Below are 22,268 nucleotides of genomic sequence, written 5' to 3' on the forward strand. Positions count from 1 at the left end.
TGCCCCAGCAACCTTTTTCTGTAGGAGCACCGTGCCAAGCAAGGCCAAAACCGGCAAGAAACTCGTGATCGTGGAGTCTCCGGCCAAGAGCAAGACCATCGCCAAGTACCTCGGCGAGGGCTTCATCGTTGAGGCCTCCATCGGTCACATCCGGGACCTGCCGCAGCCGTCCGAGCTCCCCGCCGAACTGAAGAAGACCTCGGTGGGCAAGTTCGCAGTGGACATCGACCACGACTTCAAGCCCTACTACGTGGTGTCCCCGGACAAGAAGAAAAAGGTGACTGAGCTCAAGGCCGCGCTCAAGGACGCCGACGAACTGTATCTCGCAACCGATGGGGACCGCGAGGGCGAAGCCATCGCGTGGCACCTGCTGGAAGTGCTCAAGCCCAAGGTCCCCGTGTACCGGATGACGTTTGGTGAAATCACCAAGGAAGCCATCCAGCGCGCCATGGGCAACCTGCGCGACGTGGACCAGGACCTGGTGGACGCCCAGGAGACCCGCCGCATCCTGGACCGCCTTTACGGCTACGAAATTTCCCCCGTGCTGTGGCGCAAGGTGGCCCGCGGCCTCTCGGCCGGCCGCGTGCAGTCCGTGGTCACCCGCATGGTGGTGGACCGCGAACGCGAACGCATGGCCTTCAAGTCCGCGTCCTACTGGGACCTGACCGGACAGTTCGGGGCGGATTCCGGCGCTGCTTCCACCTTCAAAGCAAAGCTGGCCGCCGTGGACGGCGCCAAGGTTGCCACCGGCCGCGATTTCAACGACGACGGCGTCCTCACGTCCAAGAACGTGGCGCACCTGGACGAGGAGCTGGCCGCGTCCCTGGCCGCCGGGCTGCAGGACGCCGCCTTCACGGTGCGCTCCGTTGAGACGAAGCCGTACACCCGCCGCCCCGCCGCGCCGTTCACCACCTCCACGCTGCAGCAGGAGGCCGGCCGTAAGCTGCGTTTCTCCTCCAAGAGCACCATGCAGATCGCCCAGCGGCTGTATGAAAACGGCTACATCACCTATATGCGTACCGACTCGTCGGCGCTGAGTGACGAAGCCGTCACGGCGGCCCGCCGCCAGGCCTCCGAGCTTTACGGTCCCGAATACATTCCCGGTTCCCCCCGCGTCTACACCAACAAGGCAGCCAACGCGCAGGAAGCCCACGAGGCCGTCCGCCCCGCCGGTGACTCCTTCCGGACCCCTGCCCAGGTTGCCTCCCAGCTCCGCGGCGACGAGTTCCGCCTCTACGAGCTGATCTGGAAGCGCACCGTCGCCTCGCAGATGGCGGACGCCAAGGGCTCGACGGCGACCATCCGCCTGGGTGCCGTGGCTGTCAGCGGCGACGCTGCCGGCCGCGACGCCGAGTTCAGCGCCTCCGGTACGGTCATCACGTTCCCCGGCTTCCTGGCCGCCTACGAGGAGGGCAAGGACGAAAGCCGCGGCGACGACGACTCCGACGAAGCCCGCCGCCTGCCCAACGTGGCCAAGGGCGACTCGCTGAAGGCCTCCGACATCGTGGCAGTGGGCCACGAAACCTCGCCGCCACCGCGCTACACAGAAGCGTCCCTGACGGCTGAGCTGGAAAAGAAGGGCATCGGCCGCCCCTCCACCTACGCCTCCACCATCTCCACCATCCAGGACCGCGGCTATGTCCGGAAGCAGGGCTCCGCGCTGGTGCCCAGCTGGATCGCCTTCTCCGTGATCCGCCTGCTCGAGCAGCACTTCTCGGATTATGTGGACTATGAGTTCACGGCGGACATGGAAGGCGACCTGGATAAGATCGCCAACGGCCAGGCCGCCGGCACCTCCTGGCTGCGGCACTTCTACTTCGGTGAAGACTCGGACCCCGGCCTGCTGAGCATCGTGAACAACCTCGGTGAGATCGATGCCCGCGAGATCAACTCCATCCCCATCACCGACCAGATCACGCTGCGGGTGGGCAAGTTCGGCCCCTACCTGGAAAGCTCCGCGGCCACGGTTGATCCCAAGACCGGCGAGATCGTCGAATCCCCGCGCGCCAACGTCCCGGAGGACCTTGCCCCGGACGAGCTCACCGCCGCCAAGGCTGTTGAACTCATGGAGACCGCCGCGCCGGAGGAACGCGTCCTCGGCGCTGATCCGCACACCGGGCACACCGTCGTCGCCAAGAACGGCCGCTACGGCGCCTACGTCACCGAGGTCATTCCCGAGATGACCGAGGAACAGATCGCCGCCCAGCCGGTGGAGTACTACAAGAACGGCAAGCCCAAGCCGCCAAAGAAGCCGGTCAAGGCCAAGCCGCGCACCGGATCGCTGTTCAAGTCGATGACGGTGGAGTCCGTCACCCTGGACGAGGCGCTGCAGCTCATGAGCCTGCCCCGGGCACTGGGGGAGGACTCCGAAGGAAACCTCATCACCGTCCAGAACGGACGGTTCGGCCCGTACCTGAAGAAGGGGACGGACTCCCGCTCGATCGGGACCGAAGAGGAAATCTTCACCATCACGCTCGAACAGGCGCTGGAGATCTACTCGCAGCCCAAGCAGCGCGGTGCCCGCGCCGCGGTGCCGCCGCTGGCCGAGTTCGGTCCGGATCCGGTGTCGGAAAAGAACATCGTGGTTAAGGAAGGCCGGTTCGGCCCCTACATCACTGATGGCATCACCAACATCACGGTTCCGCGGGCCACCTCGCTGGAGGAGCTCACCCGCGAACAGGCGGTGGAACTGCTCGCCGAGAAACGCGCCAAGGGACCGGTCAAGCGGACCGCCACCCGCAAGGCGCCGGCCAAGAAGAAGGCTACGGCCAAGAAGTAGCAGCGGGGCCGGCGCGTTTGCGCCGGCCACCGTATCGTGATCGGCTAGGGGAATGACTGAACAGACCGGAATCGCCGATCCCACGCCGCTCAACGACCTCGAGGAGAAGCTCGCCACGGGCAACGAGCCTGACGCGAACCCAGTGGACGTCATCCTGTCGTTCCTGAACAGCGAGGTCTACATCATCAGCTCCGACGGCATCGAGGGCGAGGACTCACAGGTGGAGCCCCTGGTCCTGGCCAATTCTGAGGGCGCCCCCGTCCTGGCCGTCTTCTCACACCCCACCCGGGTTGACCAGCAGTACCTGGAAGCAGCGCCAAATGTCCTGGGAACCCAGGGCGCGGCCATCATCGCCAACATTGGCGAGGAACTTGGCCTGGTGATCAACCCAGGCGCAGCCTACGGATTCGAGATCAACCCGGAAGGCGTGGCAAACATCAAGCGCGACTTCAAGCGCGCTGACGAGCAATAATGTCACCATGCGGCTAGGCGTCCTCGATATCGGGTCCAACACTGTCCACCTCCTGCTGGTGGATGCCCATCCCGGCGCGCGGCCACTGCCGTTCGCTTCGCACAAACGGCCGCTGTCCCTGGTGCAGTACCTGGAACCGGACGGCAGCATCAGCGACGAGGGCCAGCACGAGCTCACCGAGTTCGTCCTGGAAGCCTGGGAGTTCGCCGCCCGCCACAAAGCCGAGGACCTCCTGGCCTTCTGTACTTCGGCCATCCGTGAGGCCACCAACGGCCCAGAGGTCCTGGCGCGCGTCAAGCACGAGACCACTGTGACGCTCCAGGAACTGACCGGCAGTGAAGAGGCGTCCATGACGTTCTTTGCCGTCAGGCGCTGGCACGGCTGGGGCGCCGGGCCCATCCTGAACCTGGACATCGGCGGCGGCTCGTTCGAAATGGCTTTCGGCCAGGACGAACTCCCCGAAGTTGCAACTTCGGTGCCGCTGGGAGCCAGCAGGCTCACCCGGGACTGGCTGGCCGAGGACCCACCCTCAGCCAGGAGCGTGAAGGAACTGCGGCGGTACATCCGGTCAACGCTGAAGCCTGCCGTCCGCGAGTTCGACGGCCTGGGCAGGGCCAACCTGGTGGCCGGAACGTCGAAGACCTTCCGGTCGCTGGCCCGCATTGCCGGTGCGGCGCCCAGCGCCGCCGGCCCCTACGTCAAACGGGAGCTGAACGCCACGGACCTCGGCGTCTGGGCGCAGCGCATTTCCGCCATGAAGGCCGAGGACCGCCTGCACCTGCCCGGCGTCTCCGAGGCGAGGGCCCACCAGCTCCTGGCCGGTGCCTTGGTGGCGGAGGCCGCCCTGGAACTGTTCAAGTTCAAGAAACTCCGGATCTGCCCGTGGGCCCTTCGTGAAGGGCTCATCCTGCGCCGGCTGGACCAGCTGGTGTTCGACGGGCCGCTGGAGCCTGCGCCGCACATTGCCGCGCCGCCGGCCGTGCAGCCCACGTTCTAAGCCGTACAGCCCACATTCTAAAAGGACCGGTTAAAAGCGGAAGCACCGGGGTGGCAACAGGAAAATGGGGGAAAACCTGTTGCCACCGCCGGTGCCCTGGCAGGCATCCCCATGCCTGCCGCATCACTCGCACCCTCAATGAGGTAATAACTACAGTAGGACCGCAAGTTGTGCGCTCCCTGCGCTGAACATGGGAGTTGCCTGTGAATGGGGGCGGCCTGCAATGATGGAGCCATGAGCAACCGAATCGCATTCCTTGGCTGTGGGTCCATGAACGAAGCCATCCTCGGCGGCCTGGTGGAAGCCGGCACCAACCCGGCAGACATCGTGGCAACAGTCCGACGGGCCGAGCGTGCCGCTGAGCTGGCCGAGCGGTACCACGGCATCACCGCGATCGCAGGCGAGGAGGAACCGGACAACAACCGGCAGGCCGCGAAGGGGTCCGCCGTCGTGATCCTGGGAGTCAAGCCGGTGGGCATTGCGGACCTGGCCCCGGGAGATCAGCCCCGCGCTCACCCCGGACACGATCGTGGTCAGCGTGGCGGCAGCCGTCTCCATTGCCCAGCTCGAAGCCTCACTGCCGGCGGGGCAGCCCGTCATCCGGACCATGCCCAACACCCCGGCGAAACTGGGCCGGGGCGTCATCTCCGTCTCGCCCGGCACCAACTGCACACCCGGCCAGCTCCAACAGGTAAAGGACCTCTTCCAGGGTGCTGGGACCGTCGTCGAAGTGCCCGAGGAACAGGTGGATGCGCTCTCGGCCATCAGCGGTTCCGGCCCCGCCTACGCTTTCTATCTGGCTGAGGCCATGGCCTCGGCAGGGGAGGAACTCGGCCTGGACCGCGAACTCGCCGTGCTGCTGGCACGGGAGACCGTGGCGGGGGCCGGCTTCATGCTGGCAGAGCCCGGCGCGGATCCGTCGGCGCTCCGCAAGTCAGTAACCAGCCCCAACGGCACCACTGAACGCGCCATTGCCACCTTTGATGAACAGGGCATTCCGTCCATCATCGCCGCCGGCGCGCGGGCTGCAGCGGACCGGGCAGCGGAGATCACCAGGCAGCTCGGCTAGGGGCGGGCTGCGAACCGCTCCAGCAGGTCCACGTGGCCTGAAACGATGAGCATGTCGCGGGAGGAAACCTTGGTCTCCGGGCGGGCGTAGGTGAAGTCCTCGCCCGGGGACTTCACCCCGACGATCGTGACGCCGTACTTCGAGCGCACCTTCGACTCATCCAGGGTGAAGCCCACCGTTTCGCGCGGCGGGTACATCTTGACGATGGCGAAGTCGTCGTCGAATTCAATGAAGTCGAGCATGCGGCCGGACACCAGGTGCGCCGCACGGACACCGGCGTCCGCCTCCGGATAGATCACATGGTTGGCGCCGATCCGGGTCAGGATCTTGCCGTGGGACGGCGTAATGGCCTTCACCCACAGGTGCTCGATGCCCAGGTCCACCAGGTTCACCGTGATCAGCACCGAGGACTCGATGGAGGTGCCCACGCCCACCACTGCCGAGCTGAACTCCTGCGCACCGAGCTGGCGCAGGGCGTCGATGTTGGTGGCGTCCGCCTCCACCACATGCGTCAGCAGCGGAGCCCACTTCTGCACCAGGCTCCGGTCCCGCTCGATCGCCAGGACCTCGCGGCCCTGTTTGACCAGTTGCTCGGCCGTGGACGAGCCGAAGCGGCCCAGCCCGATAACCAGCACCGGCGCGTTGTGCGCGGGGCGCCGGGAAGCTTCTGACGAACTAGCCAATGATGGGCCTCTCTTCGGGGTAGTGGTACAGCTGGCTGCGCTGGCGCAGGGCCAGGGCAGCGGCGAGGGTCACGGTGCCCACGCGGCCGGCGAACATGAGCGCAGTAAGGACGTAGACACCCTCGGGTGCCACCTCGGCGCTGAGCCCGGTGCTCAGGCCAACGGTGGCGAAGGCCGAAATCGTCTCAAACAGTACCCGGTCCAGGGACGCGCCGCTGATCTGCAGGAGCAGGAAAGCGGAGACGGAAACCAGCGTGGCGCCGGCTACGATCACGGAAATGGCCACCCGCATGGTGCCCTGCGGAATGGTTCGGCCGTACACCTTTACATCGGCGTCGCCGCGCGCCTCGGCAATGATGGCCAGGAACATGACGGCAATGGTGGTGACCTTGATGCCGCCCGCCGTCGACGCAGAGCCGCCGCCGGCGAACATCAGCGCGTCGGTGAGCAGTTTGGTGGTGGATTCCATGTGGTTCTGGTCCACCAGGTTGAAGCCGCCTGATCGGGTCATGACGGAGGCGAAGAGCGAATGGGTGATCTTGTCACCGAAGCCCATGGGCCCGATGGTGCGGGCGTTGTCCCACTCCATCAGCGCCCAAAGGAACGCTCCGGCGGCCAGGAGGATGAAGGAGACCTGGATGGTGAGCTTGGTGTGCAGGTTCCATTTCTTCCAGTTCAGCCCGTTCTGCTGAAGGACCATCACCACCGGAAAGCCGAGGCTGCCCAGGAAGACTCCCACCATGAGCGGAATCAGGATCCACAAATCCGTCTCGTAGGGCACGATGCCGTCCGAGTGCGGGGTAAAGCCGGCGTTGTTGAACGCTGAAATGGCATAGAAGATGCCGTGCCAGACGGACTGCCAGAAGGGCTCGCCGAGGGTGAGGAAGCGCGGGATCAGGGTCAGGGCGAGGATGCCTTCGATGACCACCGACGTGGTGATGACGATGCGGAGCAGTGTGCCCACCTCGCCCAGGCGCCCTGCGTTGTTCATGGACTCGGCGGCGATGATCTTGCCGCGCACACCGAGCCGCTTGCTGACCATGAGCGCCAGGAGCGAGGCCAGGGTGAGGGTGCCCAAACCACCGATGAAGATGCCCACCAGGATCACCAGCTGTCCGAAGAAGGACCAGTGGACCGCGGTGGACACCACCGTCAGCCCGGTGACACAGACTGCAGAGACGGCCGTGAACAGGGCCTGGTGCAGCGGAGTGGCTGTGCCTGAGGCAGAAGACACCGGAAGGGACAGCAGGAAGGTGAACACCAGGCACACCGCAGCGAACGCGCTGAGGGCAAGCCGGGCAGGGGAGGTGTTGGCGATGTCGTCGATGAAGTCGCGCAACCGGGTAAAGATCCAGAGGCCCTCCCGCTCCTGCGCTGGGGGGTGCCAGCTGGCCGGGGTCCGGGGCCTCGACTGGCTTTGCGTCATGTGTGGCTTTTCCTCGGTCGAATCTGCTTCCCCCAGTAGTAAACCACTAAAGGCCGCGTCATGGCCGGGCCGGCAGGGTGCCGCGCTCAGGTAGCCTGTGATTGATGACATACCTGCCCGGCCTCCGCCAGCCCGCGCCGCCAACGATGGTGGCATGGGGCGCTGACATGACGGCGTACAACTTTGGCCACGGGCACCCCATGGCGCCGGCGCGGATGGAGCTCACCGCGCGCCTGGCGGCAAGCCTGGGTCTGTTCGACCTGGACCACGTGGCGGTGGAAGCGCCGGGCGTGGCAACGGACAGCGAACTCGAAGCAGTGCACTCGGCGGACTATGTGGCAGCGGTACGGAAGGTCAGCGCCGACCCGTCCACCCCTGATGAATCGAGGGGCCTGGGCACCGAGGATGACCCCGCTTTTGCCGGCATGCATGAGGCGGCCGCCCGCCTGGCGGGCGGCTCGCTGCTGGCGGCCTCCCGGATCCTCGACGGCTCGGCCGTGCATGCCGTCAACTTCGGCGGGGGCATGCACCACGCCGCCCGGGACAGGGCCAGCGGGTTCTGCATCTACAACGACGCCGCGCTGGCCGTGCAGAAGCTGCTCGACGGCGGGGTCCGCAAGGTGGCGTACATCGACGTCGATGCCCATCACGGCGATGGAACGGAAAGCATCTTCTGGAACGATCCCCGCGTGCTGACTCTCTCGCTGCACGAATCGGGAATGACCCTCTTCCCCGGTACAGGCTTCGCCAACGAGATCGGCGGCCCGGACGCCGAGGGGACGGCAGTGAACGTGGCCCTGCCCTCGGGAACGGGGGATGCCGGGTGGCTGCGGGCGTTCTATGCGGTGGTTCCCCAGGTGGTGGCAGCCTACGGGCCGGAGGTAATTGTCAGCCAGCACGGCTGCGATTCGCACCGGACGGATCCGCTGACGCACCTCAACCTCAGCGTGGACGGCCAGCGTGAGGCCGCGTCCGCCGTCGGGAACCTTGCCGCGCAATTCTGTGGCGGACGCTGGATCGCCACCGGCGGCGGCGGATACAACGTGGTGGACGTGGTGCCCCGCGCCTGGAGCCACCTGGTGGCCATCGCGGCGGGCCGGCCCGTGCCCCTCCGCACGCCGGTGCCGCAGGACTGGCGCGACTACGTCGAAGCCAAATACGGTGCCACCGCGCCGGAGCTGATGGGCGACGATGTTGAGCTGTGGTGGCGCTCCTGGGAGGTCGGGTTCGACCCCAATGACGCAGTGGACCGCACCGTGATGGCCACCCGCAAGGCCGTTTTTCCGCTGCATGGCCTGGACCCCTGGTTCGACTGACGTGGCCTCCGTCCCATTCCCTTTGGAGCCCGAAATAGTTGATGCCTTTCGGCGTATATGTCGTTAGGGTGGGAGGCATGGTGACAGACGACGTATTTGCCGTCATTGCGGAATCAACTCGGCGGGAGATCCTGGTTTCGCTGTGCAACGGGGACAAAGCCGTAGGCGAACTGGTGGAAGAACTGGCAGCAAGCCAGCCCACCATTTCCAAGCACCTGAAAGTCCTGCGCGAGGCGCAACTGGTGAGCATGCGCGCGCAGGGACAAAAGCGCTACTACGCGCTGAACCGGAAGCCGCTTGAGGGCGTGGCCAGCTGGCTTGGGATGTTCGACGTCGGTGCCCCCCTCGCGGTGCCCGAAGCCGCCACCGCGACTGAAGCTACAGCCAACACTAAGCCCGCCGGCCCTGCCGCGGACAAGCCGACCGCGGACAAGCCGGCCGCGGCCACAGCTGCCCCGGAACCTGCCGCCGCTGAATCTGTCCCGGCTAAATCCGCTGCCGCCGAATCGGCTGCCGCCAAACCAGCCACCGTTGGTGAGGGGACGCCCGAAGCAGTCCCCGCCGGCGCCGTGTCCGCTGACGTCCTGGAACGGGAGGGCGCTGAGCTGAGTCCCGCCGTCGTCATTCCGGGCGGCACCTCGGCACCGCTCAGCGATGACAGCGTTCCGCAGCAGATCGGCAGGTCCGTGGGGCGTGCCGCAACCCGGGCCGCCGACCTGCTGGCCAACCTCCCCAACCTGCCGAAGTTCGGACGCAAGAAGTAGGGCCTACTTCCCCAGCAGCCGGACGTGCTCCGGCGTCAGGTCGGCGATCCGGCTGACGCCGAGCAGCGCCATGGTGCGGGCCATGTCCTTCTCCAGGATCTGCAGCGTGCGGTCCACCCCGGCCCGGCCGCCGGCCATCAGGCCGTAGAGGTAGGCCCGGCCGATCAGCGTGAAATCGGCGCCCAGGGCCAGTGCGGCCACGATGTCCGCGCCGCTCATGATGCCGGTGTCCAGCATGATGGCCGCGTCCGAGTTGTCGGCGGTGAAGGCCTGCTTGACCTCCGGGAGCAGGTGGAACGGGATGGGGGCCCGGTCCAGTTGCCGGCCGCCGTGGTTGGACAGGACCACCCCATCGGCGCCGTGGTCCACCACGCGGCGGGCGTCCTCCACGGTCTGGATGCCCTTGACTACCAGCTTGCCCTTCCAGGTTTCCCTGAGCCAGTCAAGGTCCTCGAACGTTAGCGTGGGGTCGAACATGGAATTGATCAGGTCGGCAACGGTGCCGGTGTAGCGGGAGAGCGAGGCGAAGGTCAGCGGCTCATGCGTGAGGAAGTTGAACCACCAGGCGGGCCGGTAGGAGGCGTCCAGGACGGTCTTCAGGGTCAGTGCCGGCGGGATGGTCATGCCGTTGCGGACGTCCCGCAGGCGGGCCCCGGCCACGGCGGTGTCCACGGTGACCATCAGGGTGTCGTTTCCGGCTTTGGCGGCGCGTTCGATGAGTTCCAGTGACCGGTCCCGGTCCGTCCACAGGTAGAGCTGGAACCAGTTGCGGCCGTTCGGCGCTGCAGCCGCCACGTCCTCGATGGAGGCCGTGCCCATGGTGGACAGGGTGTAGGGGATACCGGCGGCTTCGGCCGCCTGGGAACCGGCGTATTCGCCCTCGGACTGCATCATCCGCGTGAAGCCGGTGGGGGCGATGCCCACCGGGAGGCGGGACGGCCTGCCCAGGATGTCCGTGCTGAGGTCGATGGCGGACACGTTCCGCAGGATGCCCGGCCGGAATTCGATGTCCAGGAAGGCCTGGCGGGCGCGGCGGAGGGTGATTTCCCCTTCGGCCGCGCCGTCGGTGTAATCGAAGGGCGCCTGCGGCGTGCGGCGCTTGGCGATGTCGCGGAGTTCCCAGATGGTGCTGGCCCGCTTGAGCCGGGCGTCCCTGCTGAAGTCCGGCTTCTTGAACTGCATGAGCGGGGCCAGGTCCGAGTACTTGGGGACGCGGCGGCGCAGTGCCGCAGGCACGGCAGCGGGGGCGGGGGCGGGACCGGCAGAAGCGGACGACGCCGGAGCACCGGCAGGTGCCTGGGCTGCGGGAATGTCCGTGGCATCCGGTGCCGGGGTGGCCTCCGGATTGTTGGGCTGGATGGTGTGGGTCATGTCGTCCTCCTGTGGTCTAACCACACTCTAAACGCTGTGGTCCAACCACATCAAGTACTATTCATCCATGCGCACCCACCAGTTGGTCCTGCACTGGATCGAGAACGAACTCTCAGCCGGCAGGCTGGCCGTGGGCGGCAGGCTGCCGGCCGAGCGCAGCCTCGCCGAGCAGCTGAAGGTATCGCGGACGTCGGTGCGTGAAGCCATCCGGGTCCTGGAAGCCATGGGGGTGGTGCGGGCCGGCGTGGGATCGGGGCCAGAGGCAGGCACCGTGGTGATTTCGGACCCCGCAACGGCCCTTGGCTCCGCGCTGCGGCTGCATGTGGCCACCAGGCACCTGCCGGTGGCGGACATCGTTGAGACCCGCGTGCTGCTGGAGTCATGGGCGGTCGCCAAGGCGGTCCCGGACGCGCCGATGCTGGATGAGGCTGCGGCACTGGTGGAGGCCATGGCGGCGGAAAACCTCCCCGTCAACGACTTCCTGGCCCTCGACGTGCGGTTCCACCTGGCGCTTGCCGACGCCGCGGGAAACGCGGTGGTCAGCGCCATGATGGGTTCGCTGCGGGAATCGATCCAGGGGTACGCGGCCGATCTCACCGCCAACCTGCCGGACTGGGAAGCCACGTCATGCCGGCTGCGCACGGAGCACCGGGACATCCTTGCCGCCATCAGGGCGGGCGACGGCGGGACCGCGGCGCGGCTGGTTGCTTCCCATATTGAGGGGTTTTACCAGGAAGCCGGGCTGGCCCCGGACCGCTGACCCCGCTCAGCCGTGGACAGCGGTCCGCGCTGCCCTGGCGGGGCCGCTGCTGGAGCGCACCTCAAGCCGTGGCTGGTACCTGCTGCCCGGGGCGTCGTTCTCCTCTTTGCGGATGAGCGCCCGGAGCTGGCGCCAGGCCTGCTCACCCAGTTCGGTGATGGGCACCGCGGCGGTGGTGAGGGCCGGCGTTGTGTATTTTGCAAAAGGAATGTCATCGAAACCGGTGACGGACATGTCGCCGGGGACGTCGATGCCGCGTTCATGCAGGCCGCTCATGAGCCCCATGGCCACGAGGTCGTTGAAGGCCAGGATGCCCGTGGCGCCTGATTCCAGGACCGCATCCACAGCCTCGTGGCCGGTATCGAAGTCCGAGCCGCCTTCAAGCATGGTGACGTCCACCTGCGGGTGGGCGGCCTTGAACGTTTCCAGGCCCTGCAGGCGCATGCCGTTGGAGGCACTCCGCGGCGGCCCTGCCAGGAAGGCCAACCGCGTGTGGCCGAGTTCCACCAGGTGTTCGGCGAGGTCCTGGACGCCCTGCCCGTAGTCCACCACCAGGCTGGGCACGCCAGTAGTGGCGGTGGTGCGGTTGATCAGCACGAGCGGGTGCAGGGACGGCGCGATTTCTTCCAGCTCGGCATCCGTCATGCGGGGCGCGCACAGGACCAGGCCGTCACAGCGGCGGCGTGCCTCGCCTGCCAGGATGGACTCCTCGCTGGAGACCTCGAAGGAGTCGGCAATCAGAACGCGGTAACCGTCCTGGGCGGCGGCGCGGCTCAGCCCGCGCAGGATCGCCTGGAAGGTGGGGTTGGCCAGGTCCGGCACAACAATCCCGATGGTATCCGTCTTGCCCAGTGCCAGGCTGCGCCCGACGGGGTTGGGCTGGTACTTCAGCTCGGCTGCCGCCGCGCGGACGCGGGAGGCAATTTCCGGGTCCACCGTGTAGTTGCCGTTCATGACGCGGGAAACCGTGGCGTGCGAGACGCCCGCCTTCACGGCGACATCCGCGATGCCGATTCGGCCCGTTGCCGATTTCCTGACCATAGGGAACCTTTCCTAGCGCCACGGACTTCGGGTCCACGGCCGGGTTGCCAGCGCTGCAGCAGCTTCCGGCCGCCTGATGGCGGTGTGTTGAGTGACAGCATATAACGCTATGGGAAAGCGATTTCTATTGTTTTCCCGTGTTTTCCCACGCTTTTCCCGCTTTTCCGGGATCGACCGCACATGCCGCGGGTAGAAAACGCTTTCTCCCAGTGCCCATAATGGTTGACGGAAGCAGGTTGCTGTTGATACAAATCATATAGCGAACCGAGAAAACGCTTTCTCAGCGGTGCTGCAGTGCGCCGGCGCCACCTCCCCGGATCACCCACCAGGCCGGGCACCAGTCTTCGAAAGGGACCCCCATGGTCAACACAGCCGAATCGAGTCCAGCAGTGGCCACCGGAGCACGCCCCGGAAACGGCGGCAAGGCCCGCTTTGCCCTCATCGGTACCGGCGGACGCTCCGAGATGTACATCCGCGCCATCTTCGGCAAGCACGCCGACACCGCGGAGCTCGTGGCCTTCTCCGACGTCAACCCCGGCCGGGTGGAGTTCTACCAGAAGCTGATCCAGGAACTCGGCGCCCCGGGACCCATCGCCTCGTTCGACCCCCAGGACCTGACGGCCTTCGTCCAGGCCAACAACATTGACCGCGTAGTGGTCACCACGCCGGACTACACGCACGCCGACTTCATTGTGGAGGGGCTGCGCGCCGGCGCCGACGTCGTCGTCGAAAAACCGCTCACCATTGACGCCGAAGGCTGCCGCCGCATCACCCAGGCCGTGCAGGAGACCGGGCGCAACGTGGTGGTCACCTTCAACTACCGCTACTCGCCCCGCAACAGCGCCCTCAAGGAAATCATCCAGAGCGGCGTGATCGGCAAGGTCACCTCCATTGACTTCAGCTGGGTCCTGGACACCGTCCACGGCGCCGACTACTTCCGCCGGTGGCACCGGGAAAAGAAGAACTCCGGCGGCCTGCTCATCCACAAAGCCTCCCACCACTTCGACCTGGTCAACTGGTGGATCGACGACGTCCCCGAGCGCGTGTTCGCTTCCGGCGGCCTGAAGTTCTACGGCGACACGAACGCGGCTGAACGGGGACTCGGCGCCCGTCCCGAGCGCGGCACCCCTGCTGCGGACACCCCCGCCGGCGAACGCGATCCGTTCGCCCTCGACCTGCGCGAGGATGAGCGGCTCAAGGCCCTCTTCCTGGACAACGAGCACTACGACGGCTACCGCCGCGACCAGGACGTCTTCACCGGCGGCATCACCATCGAGGACAACCTGGCACTGGTGGTGGAATACCAGGGCGGCCCCCGCCTGAGCTACTCCCTGAACGCCCACAGCCCCTGGGAGGGCTACCGCGTGGCGGTCAACGGCACCGAAGGCCGCGCCGAACTCGAGGTGGTGGAACGCGCCGCCGTCCTGCACAGCACGGACAAGAAGACCGTTGTTGATCCCAGCGCCACACCTGTCGAGGAAGAGGACGCCGTCCGCCGCAACGGTGAACGCCTGGTGGTCCAGCGCCACTGGGAGCCTGCCTACGAGGTGCCCATCGTCAACGGTGAAGGCGGCCACGGCGGCGGCGACGCGCTCCTGCTCTCCGACCTGTTCAACGGCCCCGGCGAGGACCCGCTGGGCCGGCCCTCCGGCTACCTGGACGGCCTCCGCTCCGTCTCCGTCGGCATCGCCGGCAACCGTTCGCTCGAATCATCACTGCCCGTGCGCATCGAGGACCTGGACCTCGGCGTCGACCTCCGTCGCGCCCCCTGATGCCCGCACCCACGATCACCGGACCCTAAGGAACAACCATGAGCAGGATCTTTGTCACCGGCGGCTCCGGCCGGCTGGGACGCAGTGTGGTGGCGGGGCTCGCCGAAGCCGGCCACCACGTCATCTCGGTGGACCGCGACGCCCTGCCGGCCGGGCTGATGCCGGCGGGCGTTGAACAGGCAACCGCGGACCTGCTGGCGCCGGGGGAGGCCCTTCGCCTCCTCCGGGACGCCAGTCCCGACGCCGTCATCCACCTGGCCGCGATCGCCGTGCCTTTCAGCGCACCCGAGGACGTCATCTTCGCCACGAACACGCGGCTCGCCTTCGCCGTCATCAGCGCCGCGACGGAGCTGGGCGTGCCGAAAATCATCACCGCCAGCAGCCCTACTGTGCTCGGCTACGGGTCGCCGGCGGGCTGGCTCCCGCCGTCGTTCCCGCTGGATGAGCGCACGCCTCCCAAGCCGTGGAACGCCTATGCCCTGTCCAAGCTCATTGCGGAGCAGACGGTCCAGATGTTCGCCGCAGCCCAGGGGGACAGGATCCGCTATGCGGCGTTCCGCCCCTGCTTCGTGATTTCCCCTGAGGAATGGGAAGGCGCACCCACCCAGCAGGGCCACACCCTTGCCGAGCGGCTTGCCGATCCCGCCCTGTCCGCGCCAGCCCTGTTCAACTACGTGGACGCCCGTGATGTGGCGGAGTTCCTGGACCTGCTGCTGGAAAGAATGGAGTCCATCCCGAACGGCGAGACCTTCTTTGTGGGCGCAGCTGATGCCCTGGCCACCGCGCCCTTGGCAGAACTCATGCCCCGGTTCCTGCCCGGCAGCGACGCCATCAGCGGCGGCCTCACCGGAACCAGCCCCGCCTTCTCCATCGCCAAGGCGCAGGAACTGCTGGGCTGGCAGCCCAAGCGCAGCTGGCGCACCGAACTCAAGTCCCACCAAACCCTCAACGACGAGACCTCCGCGCTGGTGACCGCCGGCAGCGGAACCAAGGAGACATCATGAAATTCGACGGCGTACTCTTCTTCCCCGTCACACCCTTCACGGCCGAAGGCGCCGTTGACGTGGACCTGCTCAAGGAGCACATAGCTTCACGGCTCCCGTTCGGCCCCGGCGGCGTCTTCCCCGCTTGCGGCACCGGCGAATTCCACGCCCTCAGCATCGAGGAGGTCCGCACCGTGGTGACGGCCGCCGTCGAGGTCGTGGCAGGCAAGGTTCCGGTGGTTGCCGGTGCCGGCGGGCCGCTGGGCCACGCACTCGCCGCCGCCAAGGCAGCCGAGGAAGCAGGGGCCGACGCCCTCCTGGTCCTGCCGCCCTACCTGGTCACCGGCCCCACCGACGGCCTGGTGGCCTACATCGAAGCCGTTGCCGACGCCAGCAGCCTGCCGGTGATCGTCTACCACCGCGGCAACGCCAAGTTCACGGCCGCCTCCATGGTGCGCCTGGCCGCCAACCCCAAGGTGGTCGGCTTCAAGGACGGACTGGGCGATGTGGGCCTGGCGCAGGAGATCGTCTCGGCCGTCAAAGCCACCGGACGCAAAGACTTCGCCTTCTTCAACGGCCTGCTCACCGCAGAGCTCACCCAGGGCGCCTACCGCGGCCTGGGCATTCCGCTCTACTCCTCGGCAGCGTTCGCCATGGCACCGGAGATCGCCAAGGCCTACTACGACGCATACGTCTCCGGTGACGAGGACCGGCGCAACGCGCTGCTCGAAGGCTTCTACGCGCCCCTGGTCCGCCTGCGCGATCAGACCCCCGGCTTCGGTGTCTCGCTGATCAAGGCGGGCCTGCGCCTGGGCGGCCTGCCCGTGGGCCCGGTCCGTCCGCCGCTGGTGGACCCCACCGAGGAACAGCTGGTGGAGCTCAAGGCCATCCTGGCCAGGGGTTACGAGCTGGCCGGCTGATGAGTGCCCCCGCAGCCGTTGCCGTCCGCACCGTTCCCCGGATCACCGGGCTGACCACCCGGCTCCTGACCGTCCCGCTCCGCCGGCACTGGGGTGCGGAGGCGCCGGAGAACCACGTGATCGCCACGGAGATCCACACGGACGACGGCGGCGCGGGGCTCGGTTTTTCCTGGACCCCCACCATTGGTCCGCAGGCGGTCAAGGCGCTGCTGGACTACGACATCGCCCCGTTCGCCACCGGCCTGCCCGCCAACCCGGAAACGGTGTGGGACGCGGTGTGGAAGCGGCTGCATGAGGCCGGCGGCGGGGGACTGACCACCATCGCGATGGCCGGACTCGACCTCGCCCTGTGGGACCTGCAGGCGCGCAACGCCGGCACCTCGGTCACCGGCCTGATCGGCCAGCGGCAGGAGTCCGCCGAAGTCTACGGATCAGGGGTGAACCTGCACTACACCCTTGACGAACTGGTAGCCCAGACCGAACGCTGGGTGGCCGCCGGCCACCAGGCAGTGAAGATCAAGGTGGGCAAACCGGACCTCCGCGAGGATGCTGAGCGCGTGGCCGCCGTCCGTTCCGTCCTGGGACCGGACCGCCGGCTCATGATCGATGCCAACCAGCGGTGGGACCTGCCCACTACCTTCCGGGCACTGGAGGTGCTCTCCGAATACGGGCTGGACTGGCTGGAGGAACCCCTCCGGGCGGACGACCTCTGGGCCTACCGCCGGCTGCGGAAGCACTCACCGGTGCCCATCGCCCTCGGCGAAAACCTGCACACCATCTACCGGTTCCGCGATTTCATTGAGGCGGAGGCGGTGGACATCATCCAGCCCAACATCATCCGGGTTGGCGGGATCACCCCGTTCCGGCGGATCGTGGAGCTGGCACGGACCAACAGCATCAAGGTGATGCCGCACCTGCTGCCGGAACTGTCCGGGCAGCTGGCGCTGACCCTGGCGGAGCCCACGCTGGTGGAGGACGTCGAAGAGGCGTCCTTCGAGCAGCTGGGCATCCTGGACGGGCCGTCGCCGGTCCGGTTCAGCAACAGCAGGGTCACCCTGGCGGGCCGGCCCGGACTGGGCTTCCGCTTCCGGGATGTTGTGTGAGCACACAGCAACAACGCACTGTAACGAAAAACGTACATAAACAGAACAGGTACCTGACGTGACAACTGCAACGCTTTCCCTGTCCGAGCTGACCGCGGCGGCTACCGAGGCCGCCCGCACGTCGGCAACGGCCTCCGACGCCGAGCGGGCCGACTGGCTGAATGCGGTGGCCGACGCCCTGGACGCGAACGCCGCGGAACTGGTGGAGATCGCCGATTCCGAGACCAGCCTGGGCTCTGCCCGGCTGACAGGGGAGGTGGCCCGCACCACCGGCCAGCTGCGCCTGTTCGCGCGCGTCATTACCGAGGGCTCCTACCTCGAGGCCATCATCGACCACGCGGACCCGTCCTCCACCCCGCCGAAGCCCGACCTGCGCCGCATCCTGAAGCCCATCGGCCCCGTGGCCGTATTCTCGGCGTCGAACTTCCCGTTCGCCTTCTCCGTTGCAGGCGGCGACACTGCCTCGGCCCTGGCTGTTGGCTGCTCCGTCATCGTCAAGGCCCACTCCGGGCACGTACGGCTTTCGGAACGTACGGCGGAAATCGTCGCTGACGCCCTCCGCGGCGCCGGCGCACCGGAAGGCCTTTTTGCCCTGGTCAGCGGCCGCGAAGCAGGGACAGCACTGGTGCAGGACCCGGCCATCAAGGCCGTCGGCTTTACCGGCTCCATCCCCGGCGGCCGGGCCCTGTTCGACCTCGCCACGTCGCGTCCGGATCCCATTCCCTTCTATGGCGAGCTGGGCAGCCTCAACCCGGTGGTCATCACGGCCGCTGCACTGAAGGAACGCTCCAATGAACTCGCCACCGGGCTGGCGGGCTCCTTCACCCTGGGCGCCGGACAGTTCTGCACCAAGCCGGGCCTGGTGTTCATCCCGGCCGGAACGTCCTTCGCCGCGGACGTGGCCGAGGCCAGCAAGGACAAGCCGGCCCACGGCATGCTCACCAGCCGCATCGCCGAGGCCTACCCGGACGGCCTGCGCAGCTTTGCGTCGGTGGACGGCGTGGACGTGGTGGGTGGCACGGTGGACCAGGACGCTGCGGCCAACGGAGCGGCGCCGGTGGTCTTCTCCACCACGGCAGCGAAGGTGCTGGAACGCCCGGAGCAGCTGCTGGAGGAGTGCTTCGGCCCCACCACCATGCTGATCGAGTACACGGACCAGGAGGAACTGTCAGCGGTCCTGGCCAAGGTGCCGGGCAGCCTGACCGCCACACTCCAGGCCCAGCCCGGCGAGGAGATCTCTGCCCTGGTGGAGCAGCTTTCCGGGCTCGCCGGCCGGGTCCTGTTCGAAGGCTGGCCCACGGGCGTTGCAGTGAACTGGGCGCAGCAGCACGGCGGCCCGTACCCGGCCACCACGTCCCTGTTCACCTCGGTGGGCGCGACGGCGGTCCGCCGCTTCCAGCGCCCCGTCGCCTACCAGGATGCCCCGGAAACGGTGCTCCACCCCGCCCTGCGGGAGGACAACCCGCTGGGCATTCCGCGCCGCGTGAACGGTGAACTGGTGCTTCCGTAGCCAACCAACAAAAAACCCCGGGACCGCGGTCCCGGGGTTTTTTGTTTGTCCTTGTTTGCCCTTGTCTGGCTGGATTGCCCGGTTTGCCAGAGGGCGTGCTGCCCTACAGCTGCAGCGTCGCGGGCCGGTCCAGCCCGTTCACGGTGGTGGCGGGCCAGCGGGGATCGACAGTCAGGACCTGGAGCCCGTTGTCCGTGAGCTGCACGGTGTCCTCGATCTTGACGCCCGGGCCGGAAGGGTTCCACGTGAAGGCCTGGCCGGGAACCACAATGTCCGTGGCGGCGGCGGTGACCCGGGGATCACGGCCTGCGTAGCCGGCGGGCCCGCCCTGGTGGTGCTGTTCCCACTGGTCGGCGCCGAAGCCGTGCCGGGTGTAGGCGGCCTGGATCTCGGTGAAGATGCGGTCCAGCCGGGCACCGGGAACCGTCGCGTCGAAAATGTCCGCCTCCACTGCCGCGATGCGGGACTCTGCGTCGCGCTCTTCGGGGGTGCCGGCGTCGAACCTTACCCAGCGGGTGATGTTGGCAACCAGGCCGTCGCGGCGCGCGCAGATGACCGCCATGGCGCGGCGGCCCAGTGGCGCGTGCGTGGCCAGCGGGTGCCGGAACCCGCTGCGGCCGCTGCCGTTGCACAGCAGCACCAGGGGCTCAGCGCCGGCGGCCACCACCCGGGCGGCCAGCGCCGACGCCAGCTCGAACTCCGTGGTCTCGGGGCGTGCCGAGGACAGCACATCGGTCATGATGGCGGCGACGTCGGCGCTCAGCCGGGCGTAGCGGCCGCTCTCGGCCGGGAGCAGCTGCTGGCGTGCCGCCCGCAGCTCGGTGGCGGCGTCGGCTTCGGCCAGGAGGGATCCGCCGGGAACGCTTCCGACGGCGGCCGCGGCCTGGTGGAGGTTCCCGTACCAGGGCACGCTGTGGAGGGCCACGCCTTCGGGCAGTTCCTCTGCCGCGATGCGTCCGGCTTCGTTGTTGAACGTCACCAGGTGGTCGCCGGAGCGGTCCACCAGCAGCGCGGCGATGGGATCACCAGCGAGGCTGATGTGCACGCGGCTGCCGTCCAGGTACCAGGTCAGGGCTGTGTGGGTGGTGAGGAGCAGGGCGTCCTTGCCCGATGCGTCCAGGATGTCCAGCACTCGCCGGCGCTTCACCGCGCGGTCCCGGACCGAGGCCGGGGCAGTGCGGACAGCCTGCGGCGGTGCAGCTGTTGTCTGGGTCATGAGAGGTCCCCCTGTTGAGTGATCAGTGCTTCGATGTCGGTTGTGCCCAGGATGCCGTCGGCCACCAGGACGGAAATGCTCCGGCGCACGGGGCTGCCGGGTTCTGCGATAACAGGCGAGTCCCAGGCGAGGGACTGGCCCACTCCGGGGTAGCCGTCCACCCGGACGAACCAGGGATCGGTGGAGGATTCCGGGGCAATGAAAACAAGGGTGGCATCGCCGGCCCGGTCCGTTCCCGCACCGAACGTTCCCGTCCAGGCAAGCCATCTGGACACCGTGCCGTGGACCCCTGCTTCACCGGTTCCGGCCGGTGACCACACCCTTGCGCCACCGCATTCCGGGAGGCGCCAGAAGAATCCGCCGTACCCGCCCTCGAAGCGGCCATTGGAACCGGGGCTGCCCAGGCTGACCGGCTGCTCCCCGGCGGGGGAAAGGGCGAAGTCGAGGGTCAGGCGCCAGGCCGAGGCGCTGACTCCCGTCCAGCTCCAGCGGCGCTCCTCCACGAGGACCGGGCCGCCGTCAGGCCCGTTCCAGCTCAGGCGTTCCTCAAGCCGGCCTTCCTGCCCTGCGTCCGTGCCGGTGACGGCGATGCTGCCGTGGTCGGGCCGCCAGACGTACTGCCCGGCTTCCCGGGTGTAAGTGCGTCCGCCCCAGAAATTGACGCCGTCCACATCCTGCAGGGCCACGCCGGCGCCGAGGTGCCACACATGGTCCAACGGCTGGTGGTCCGTCACCACGGTCCCGGCCAGGGTGCGGACGGGGTGCAGGTAGGGGCGCGGCGAGGAGACGGCGCGGATGTGGCTGCCGTCCTGGTAGTCGGCCACGGGGTGCCCGTCCACGGTCAGGGTCCGGACGGGCGGAAGCTGCCGCGCCCAGGGAACGCCGAGTTCGGCGAAGGTGGCCTGAGCCTTGGCAGCACGGTCGAAGAGTTCCACGATGCCGTGCACCACGGGGTGGGCGTCGTCGCCGTCGCCCTCCCACGTGATGTGCGCGGAACCAATCGGCTCCGGCGCAGGTGACGTGCGGATGGCTTCGAGGACCGAGGTGAACGCGCCCGTGTCCGCCGCTGAGGACAGGAGCGGGCTTCCGGTGGAACGGGCCTCGAGCAGGTTTTCCAGCAGGTCGGTGCGGCCGTACTTCTCCCGGCGCTCGCCGTCGGGCGTGCTGACCACTACCTCGTCCTCGGTGTAGAAGAAGGTGATCTCGCCGCGGGTGCCGTGGACAGTGACGGACGGGTTTACCTGCTCAGGGGCGCATAGGGTGAGGGTGCACAGCAGCGTGGTGCCGTGGGCGGTCCGGACGCGGATCACCGACGTATCGTCGCTCTCGGTTTCGTGCGCGCGGTAAAGGTCTGTTTCCACGGAGGCCACATCGGCCAGGGTGTGCGCCCCGGCCATGTGCAGGGCGGTGGCTACGGCGTGGGCCAGAGCGTTGGTGGCTACGCCGTCCACCACGTCGATGCCGTCCAGGCTGCGCTTGCCGGCCCACCGGGAGCGCTTGAAGTAGGCCTTGGTCCGCACCCAGCGGCCGCTGGCGCTGAGGCCCAGCACCTCGCCGATGCCGCCGGACTCCACGAGAGTCCTGATGGCCGGGAGGGCATGCGAACCGAGGCTTTGGAAGCCCACCTGAACCAGCCGGCCCGAGGCCTCTGCCGCGGCCAGAACATCGTTGAACTGGGCCAGGGACGCCACGGGAGGCTTCTCCACGTACACATCCAGCCCGGCTGCGAGGGCGGCAGTGGCCAGCGGCGCGTGGGTCTGTATGGGGGTGGCGAGGATGGCGATGTCCGCGGGGGCGTCGGCAGTTGCCTGCGCTGCAAGGAGGCTGTTGAGGTCCGGGAAGACAGCCACCGTTTCCTTGAGCCGGCCGCCCGCCGGCGGGTTGGGATCGGCGACGGCCACGAGCTCCAGTGCCCCTGCCTCTTCCAGCCGGGCGAGGTTGGCAAGGTGGCGTTCACCGAAACCGTGGACGCCCACCAGGGCAATGCGGGGGACTGCGGTGCCGGCAGCGGCACGGTGCTCGGGGCGGCTGCCCGGTTCCACGGTGGCGGAGTGCGAAATCATCAAGGGGTCCTTGTGGGGTCGGG

17 protein-coding genes and 1 pseudogene are annotated in these 22,268 nt (G+C 67.7%); 12 read left to right on the forward strand and 6 right to left on the reverse strand.

Annotated elements, in window-relative coordinates:
* Positions 1-31: 31 nt before the first annotated feature.
* From topA to proC, 4 genes and pseudogenes are all read left to right on the forward strand, one after another.
* Complete coding sequence (topA, locus tag QE394_RS13400) at positions 32-2,779, forward strand: type I DNA topoisomerase (RefSeq protein WP_261620299.1); 2,748 nt, start codon at positions 32-34, stop codon at positions 2,777-2,779.
* Positions 2,780-2,831: 52 nt separating this feature from the next.
* Positions 2,832-3,251, forward strand: coding sequence for an SseB family protein (locus QE394_RS13405; protein ID WP_056078254.1), 420 nt, complete (start codon positions 2,832-2,834; stop codon positions 3,249-3,251).
* A 7-nt stretch (positions 3,252-3,258) separates the two neighbouring features.
* Positions 3,259-4,248 carry a Ppx/GppA phosphatase family protein gene (locus tag QE394_RS13410; RefSeq protein ID WP_015938304.1) on the forward strand — a complete coding sequence of 330 codons (990 nt, stop codon included), beginning with the start codon at positions 3,259-3,261 and terminating at the stop codon, positions 4,246-4,248.
* A 234-nt stretch (positions 4,249-4,482) separates the two neighbouring features.
* Positions 4,483-5,317: pseudogene (proC, locus tag QE394_RS13415) on the forward strand (pyrroline-5-carboxylate reductase).
* On the opposite strand, the gene QE394_RS13420 reads toward proC, so the two are convergent.
* Positions 5,314-5,952, reverse strand: a complete 639-nt coding sequence (locus tag QE394_RS13420) for a TrkA family potassium uptake protein (RefSeq protein ID WP_171059109.1) — start codon at positions 5,950-5,952, stop codon at positions 5,314-5,316. The pseudogene proC and the gene QE394_RS13420 sit on opposite strands and share 4 nt — an antisense overlap.
* 40 nt (positions 5,953-5,992) lie before the next feature.
* Positions 5,993-7,426, reverse strand: coding sequence for a potassium transporter TrkG (locus QE394_RS13425; RefSeq protein ID WP_056078261.1), 1,434 nt, complete (start codon positions 7,424-7,426; stop codon positions 5,993-5,995).
* A gap of 146 nt (positions 7,427-7,572) precedes the next feature.
* Here QE394_RS13425 and QE394_RS13430 point away from each other — a divergent pair, with 146 nt between their 5' ends.
* Both QE394_RS13430 and QE394_RS13435 read left to right on the forward strand, forming a co-directional pair.
* On the forward strand, positions 7,573-8,742 hold the full coding sequence (locus tag QE394_RS13430; protein WP_261620336.1) for an acetoin utilization protein AcuC: 1,170 nt from the start codon (positions 7,573-7,575) through the stop codon (positions 8,740-8,742).
* Positions 8,743-8,819: 77 nt separating this feature from the next.
* Complete coding sequence (locus QE394_RS13435) at positions 8,820-9,506, forward strand: metalloregulator ArsR/SmtB family transcription factor (RefSeq protein WP_349034763.1); 687 nt, start codon at positions 8,820-8,822, stop codon at positions 9,504-9,506.
* A 3-nt stretch (positions 9,507-9,509) separates the two neighbouring features.
* Here QE394_RS13435 and QE394_RS13440 read toward each other — a convergent pair whose 3' ends face one another.
* On the reverse strand, positions 9,510-10,877 hold the full coding sequence (locus QE394_RS13440; protein ID WP_349034764.1) for an alpha-hydroxy acid oxidase: 1,368 nt from the start codon (positions 10,875-10,877) through the stop codon (positions 9,510-9,512).
* Positions 10,878-10,944: 67 nt separating this feature from the next.
* Between QE394_RS13440 and QE394_RS13445 the strand changes: the two genes are divergently transcribed.
* Positions 10,945-11,637 (forward strand): FCD domain-containing protein, encoded by a 693-nt coding sequence (locus tag QE394_RS13445; RefSeq protein WP_349034765.1) that lies wholly within the window; start codon positions 10,945-10,947, stop codon positions 11,635-11,637.
* 6 nt (positions 11,638-11,643) lie between these two features.
* On the opposite strand, the gene QE394_RS13450 is transcribed toward QE394_RS13445, so the two are convergent.
* Positions 11,644-12,678: a LacI family DNA-binding transcriptional regulator gene (locus tag QE394_RS13450; protein WP_261620297.1), complete on the reverse strand. Its 1,035-nt coding sequence runs from the start codon at positions 12,676-12,678 to the stop codon at positions 11,644-11,646.
* A gap of 359 nt (positions 12,679-13,037) precedes the next feature.
* On the opposite strand from QE394_RS13450, the gene QE394_RS13455 reads away from it, so the two are divergent.
* The 5 genes from QE394_RS13455 to QE394_RS13475 are packed head-to-tail and all read left to right on the forward strand — an operon-like array spanning position 13,038 to position 18,966.
* A complete protein-coding gene (locus QE394_RS13455) occupies positions 13,038-14,450 on the forward strand; it encodes a Gfo/Idh/MocA family oxidoreductase (protein ID WP_349034766.1) in 1,413 nt (470 codons plus the stop codon).
* 38 nt (positions 14,451-14,488) lie between these two features.
* Complete coding sequence (locus QE394_RS13460; RefSeq protein ID WP_349034767.1) at positions 14,489-15,454, forward strand: NAD(P)-dependent oxidoreductase; 966 nt, start codon at positions 14,489-14,491, stop codon at positions 15,452-15,454.
* Complete coding sequence (locus QE394_RS13465) at positions 15,451-16,353, forward strand: 5-dehydro-4-deoxyglucarate dehydratase (RefSeq protein WP_349034768.1); 903 nt, start codon at positions 15,451-15,453, stop codon at positions 16,351-16,353. Before QE394_RS13460 ends, QE394_RS13465 begins: the two co-directional genes overlap by 4 nt.
* Positions 16,353-17,456, forward strand: coding sequence for a mandelate racemase/muconate lactonizing enzyme family protein (locus tag QE394_RS13470; protein ID WP_349034769.1), 1,104 nt, complete (start codon positions 16,353-16,355; stop codon positions 17,454-17,456). The genes QE394_RS13465 and QE394_RS13470 overlap by 1 nt, the downstream gene beginning before the upstream one ends.
* Positions 17,457-17,514: 58 nt before the next feature.
* The gene (locus tag QE394_RS13475; RefSeq protein ID WP_261620293.1) at positions 17,515-18,966 is read left to right on the forward strand and encodes an aldehyde dehydrogenase (NADP(+)); all 1,452 of its coding nucleotides are present in this window, start codon (positions 17,515-17,517) and stop codon (positions 18,964-18,966) included.
* A gap of 103 nt (positions 18,967-19,069) precedes the next feature.
* Here QE394_RS13475 and QE394_RS13480 read toward each other — a convergent pair whose 3' ends face one another.
* Positions 19,070-20,182: a M24 family metallopeptidase gene (locus tag QE394_RS13480; RefSeq protein ID WP_349034770.1), complete on the reverse strand. Its 1,113-nt coding sequence runs from the start codon at positions 20,180-20,182 to the stop codon at positions 19,070-19,072.
* Positions 20,179-22,245, reverse strand: a complete 2,067-nt coding sequence (locus QE394_RS13485) for a DUF6807 family protein (RefSeq protein ID WP_349034771.1) — start codon at positions 22,243-22,245, stop codon at positions 20,179-20,181. The genes QE394_RS13480 and QE394_RS13485 overlap by 4 nt, the downstream gene beginning before the upstream one ends.
* Positions 22,246-22,268: the final 23 nt, after the last annotated feature.

The organism is Pseudarthrobacter sp. SORGH_AS 212, assembly GCF_030818145.1.
Classification (GTDB): Bacteria; Actinomycetota; Actinomycetes; order Actinomycetales; family Micrococcaceae; genus Arthrobacter.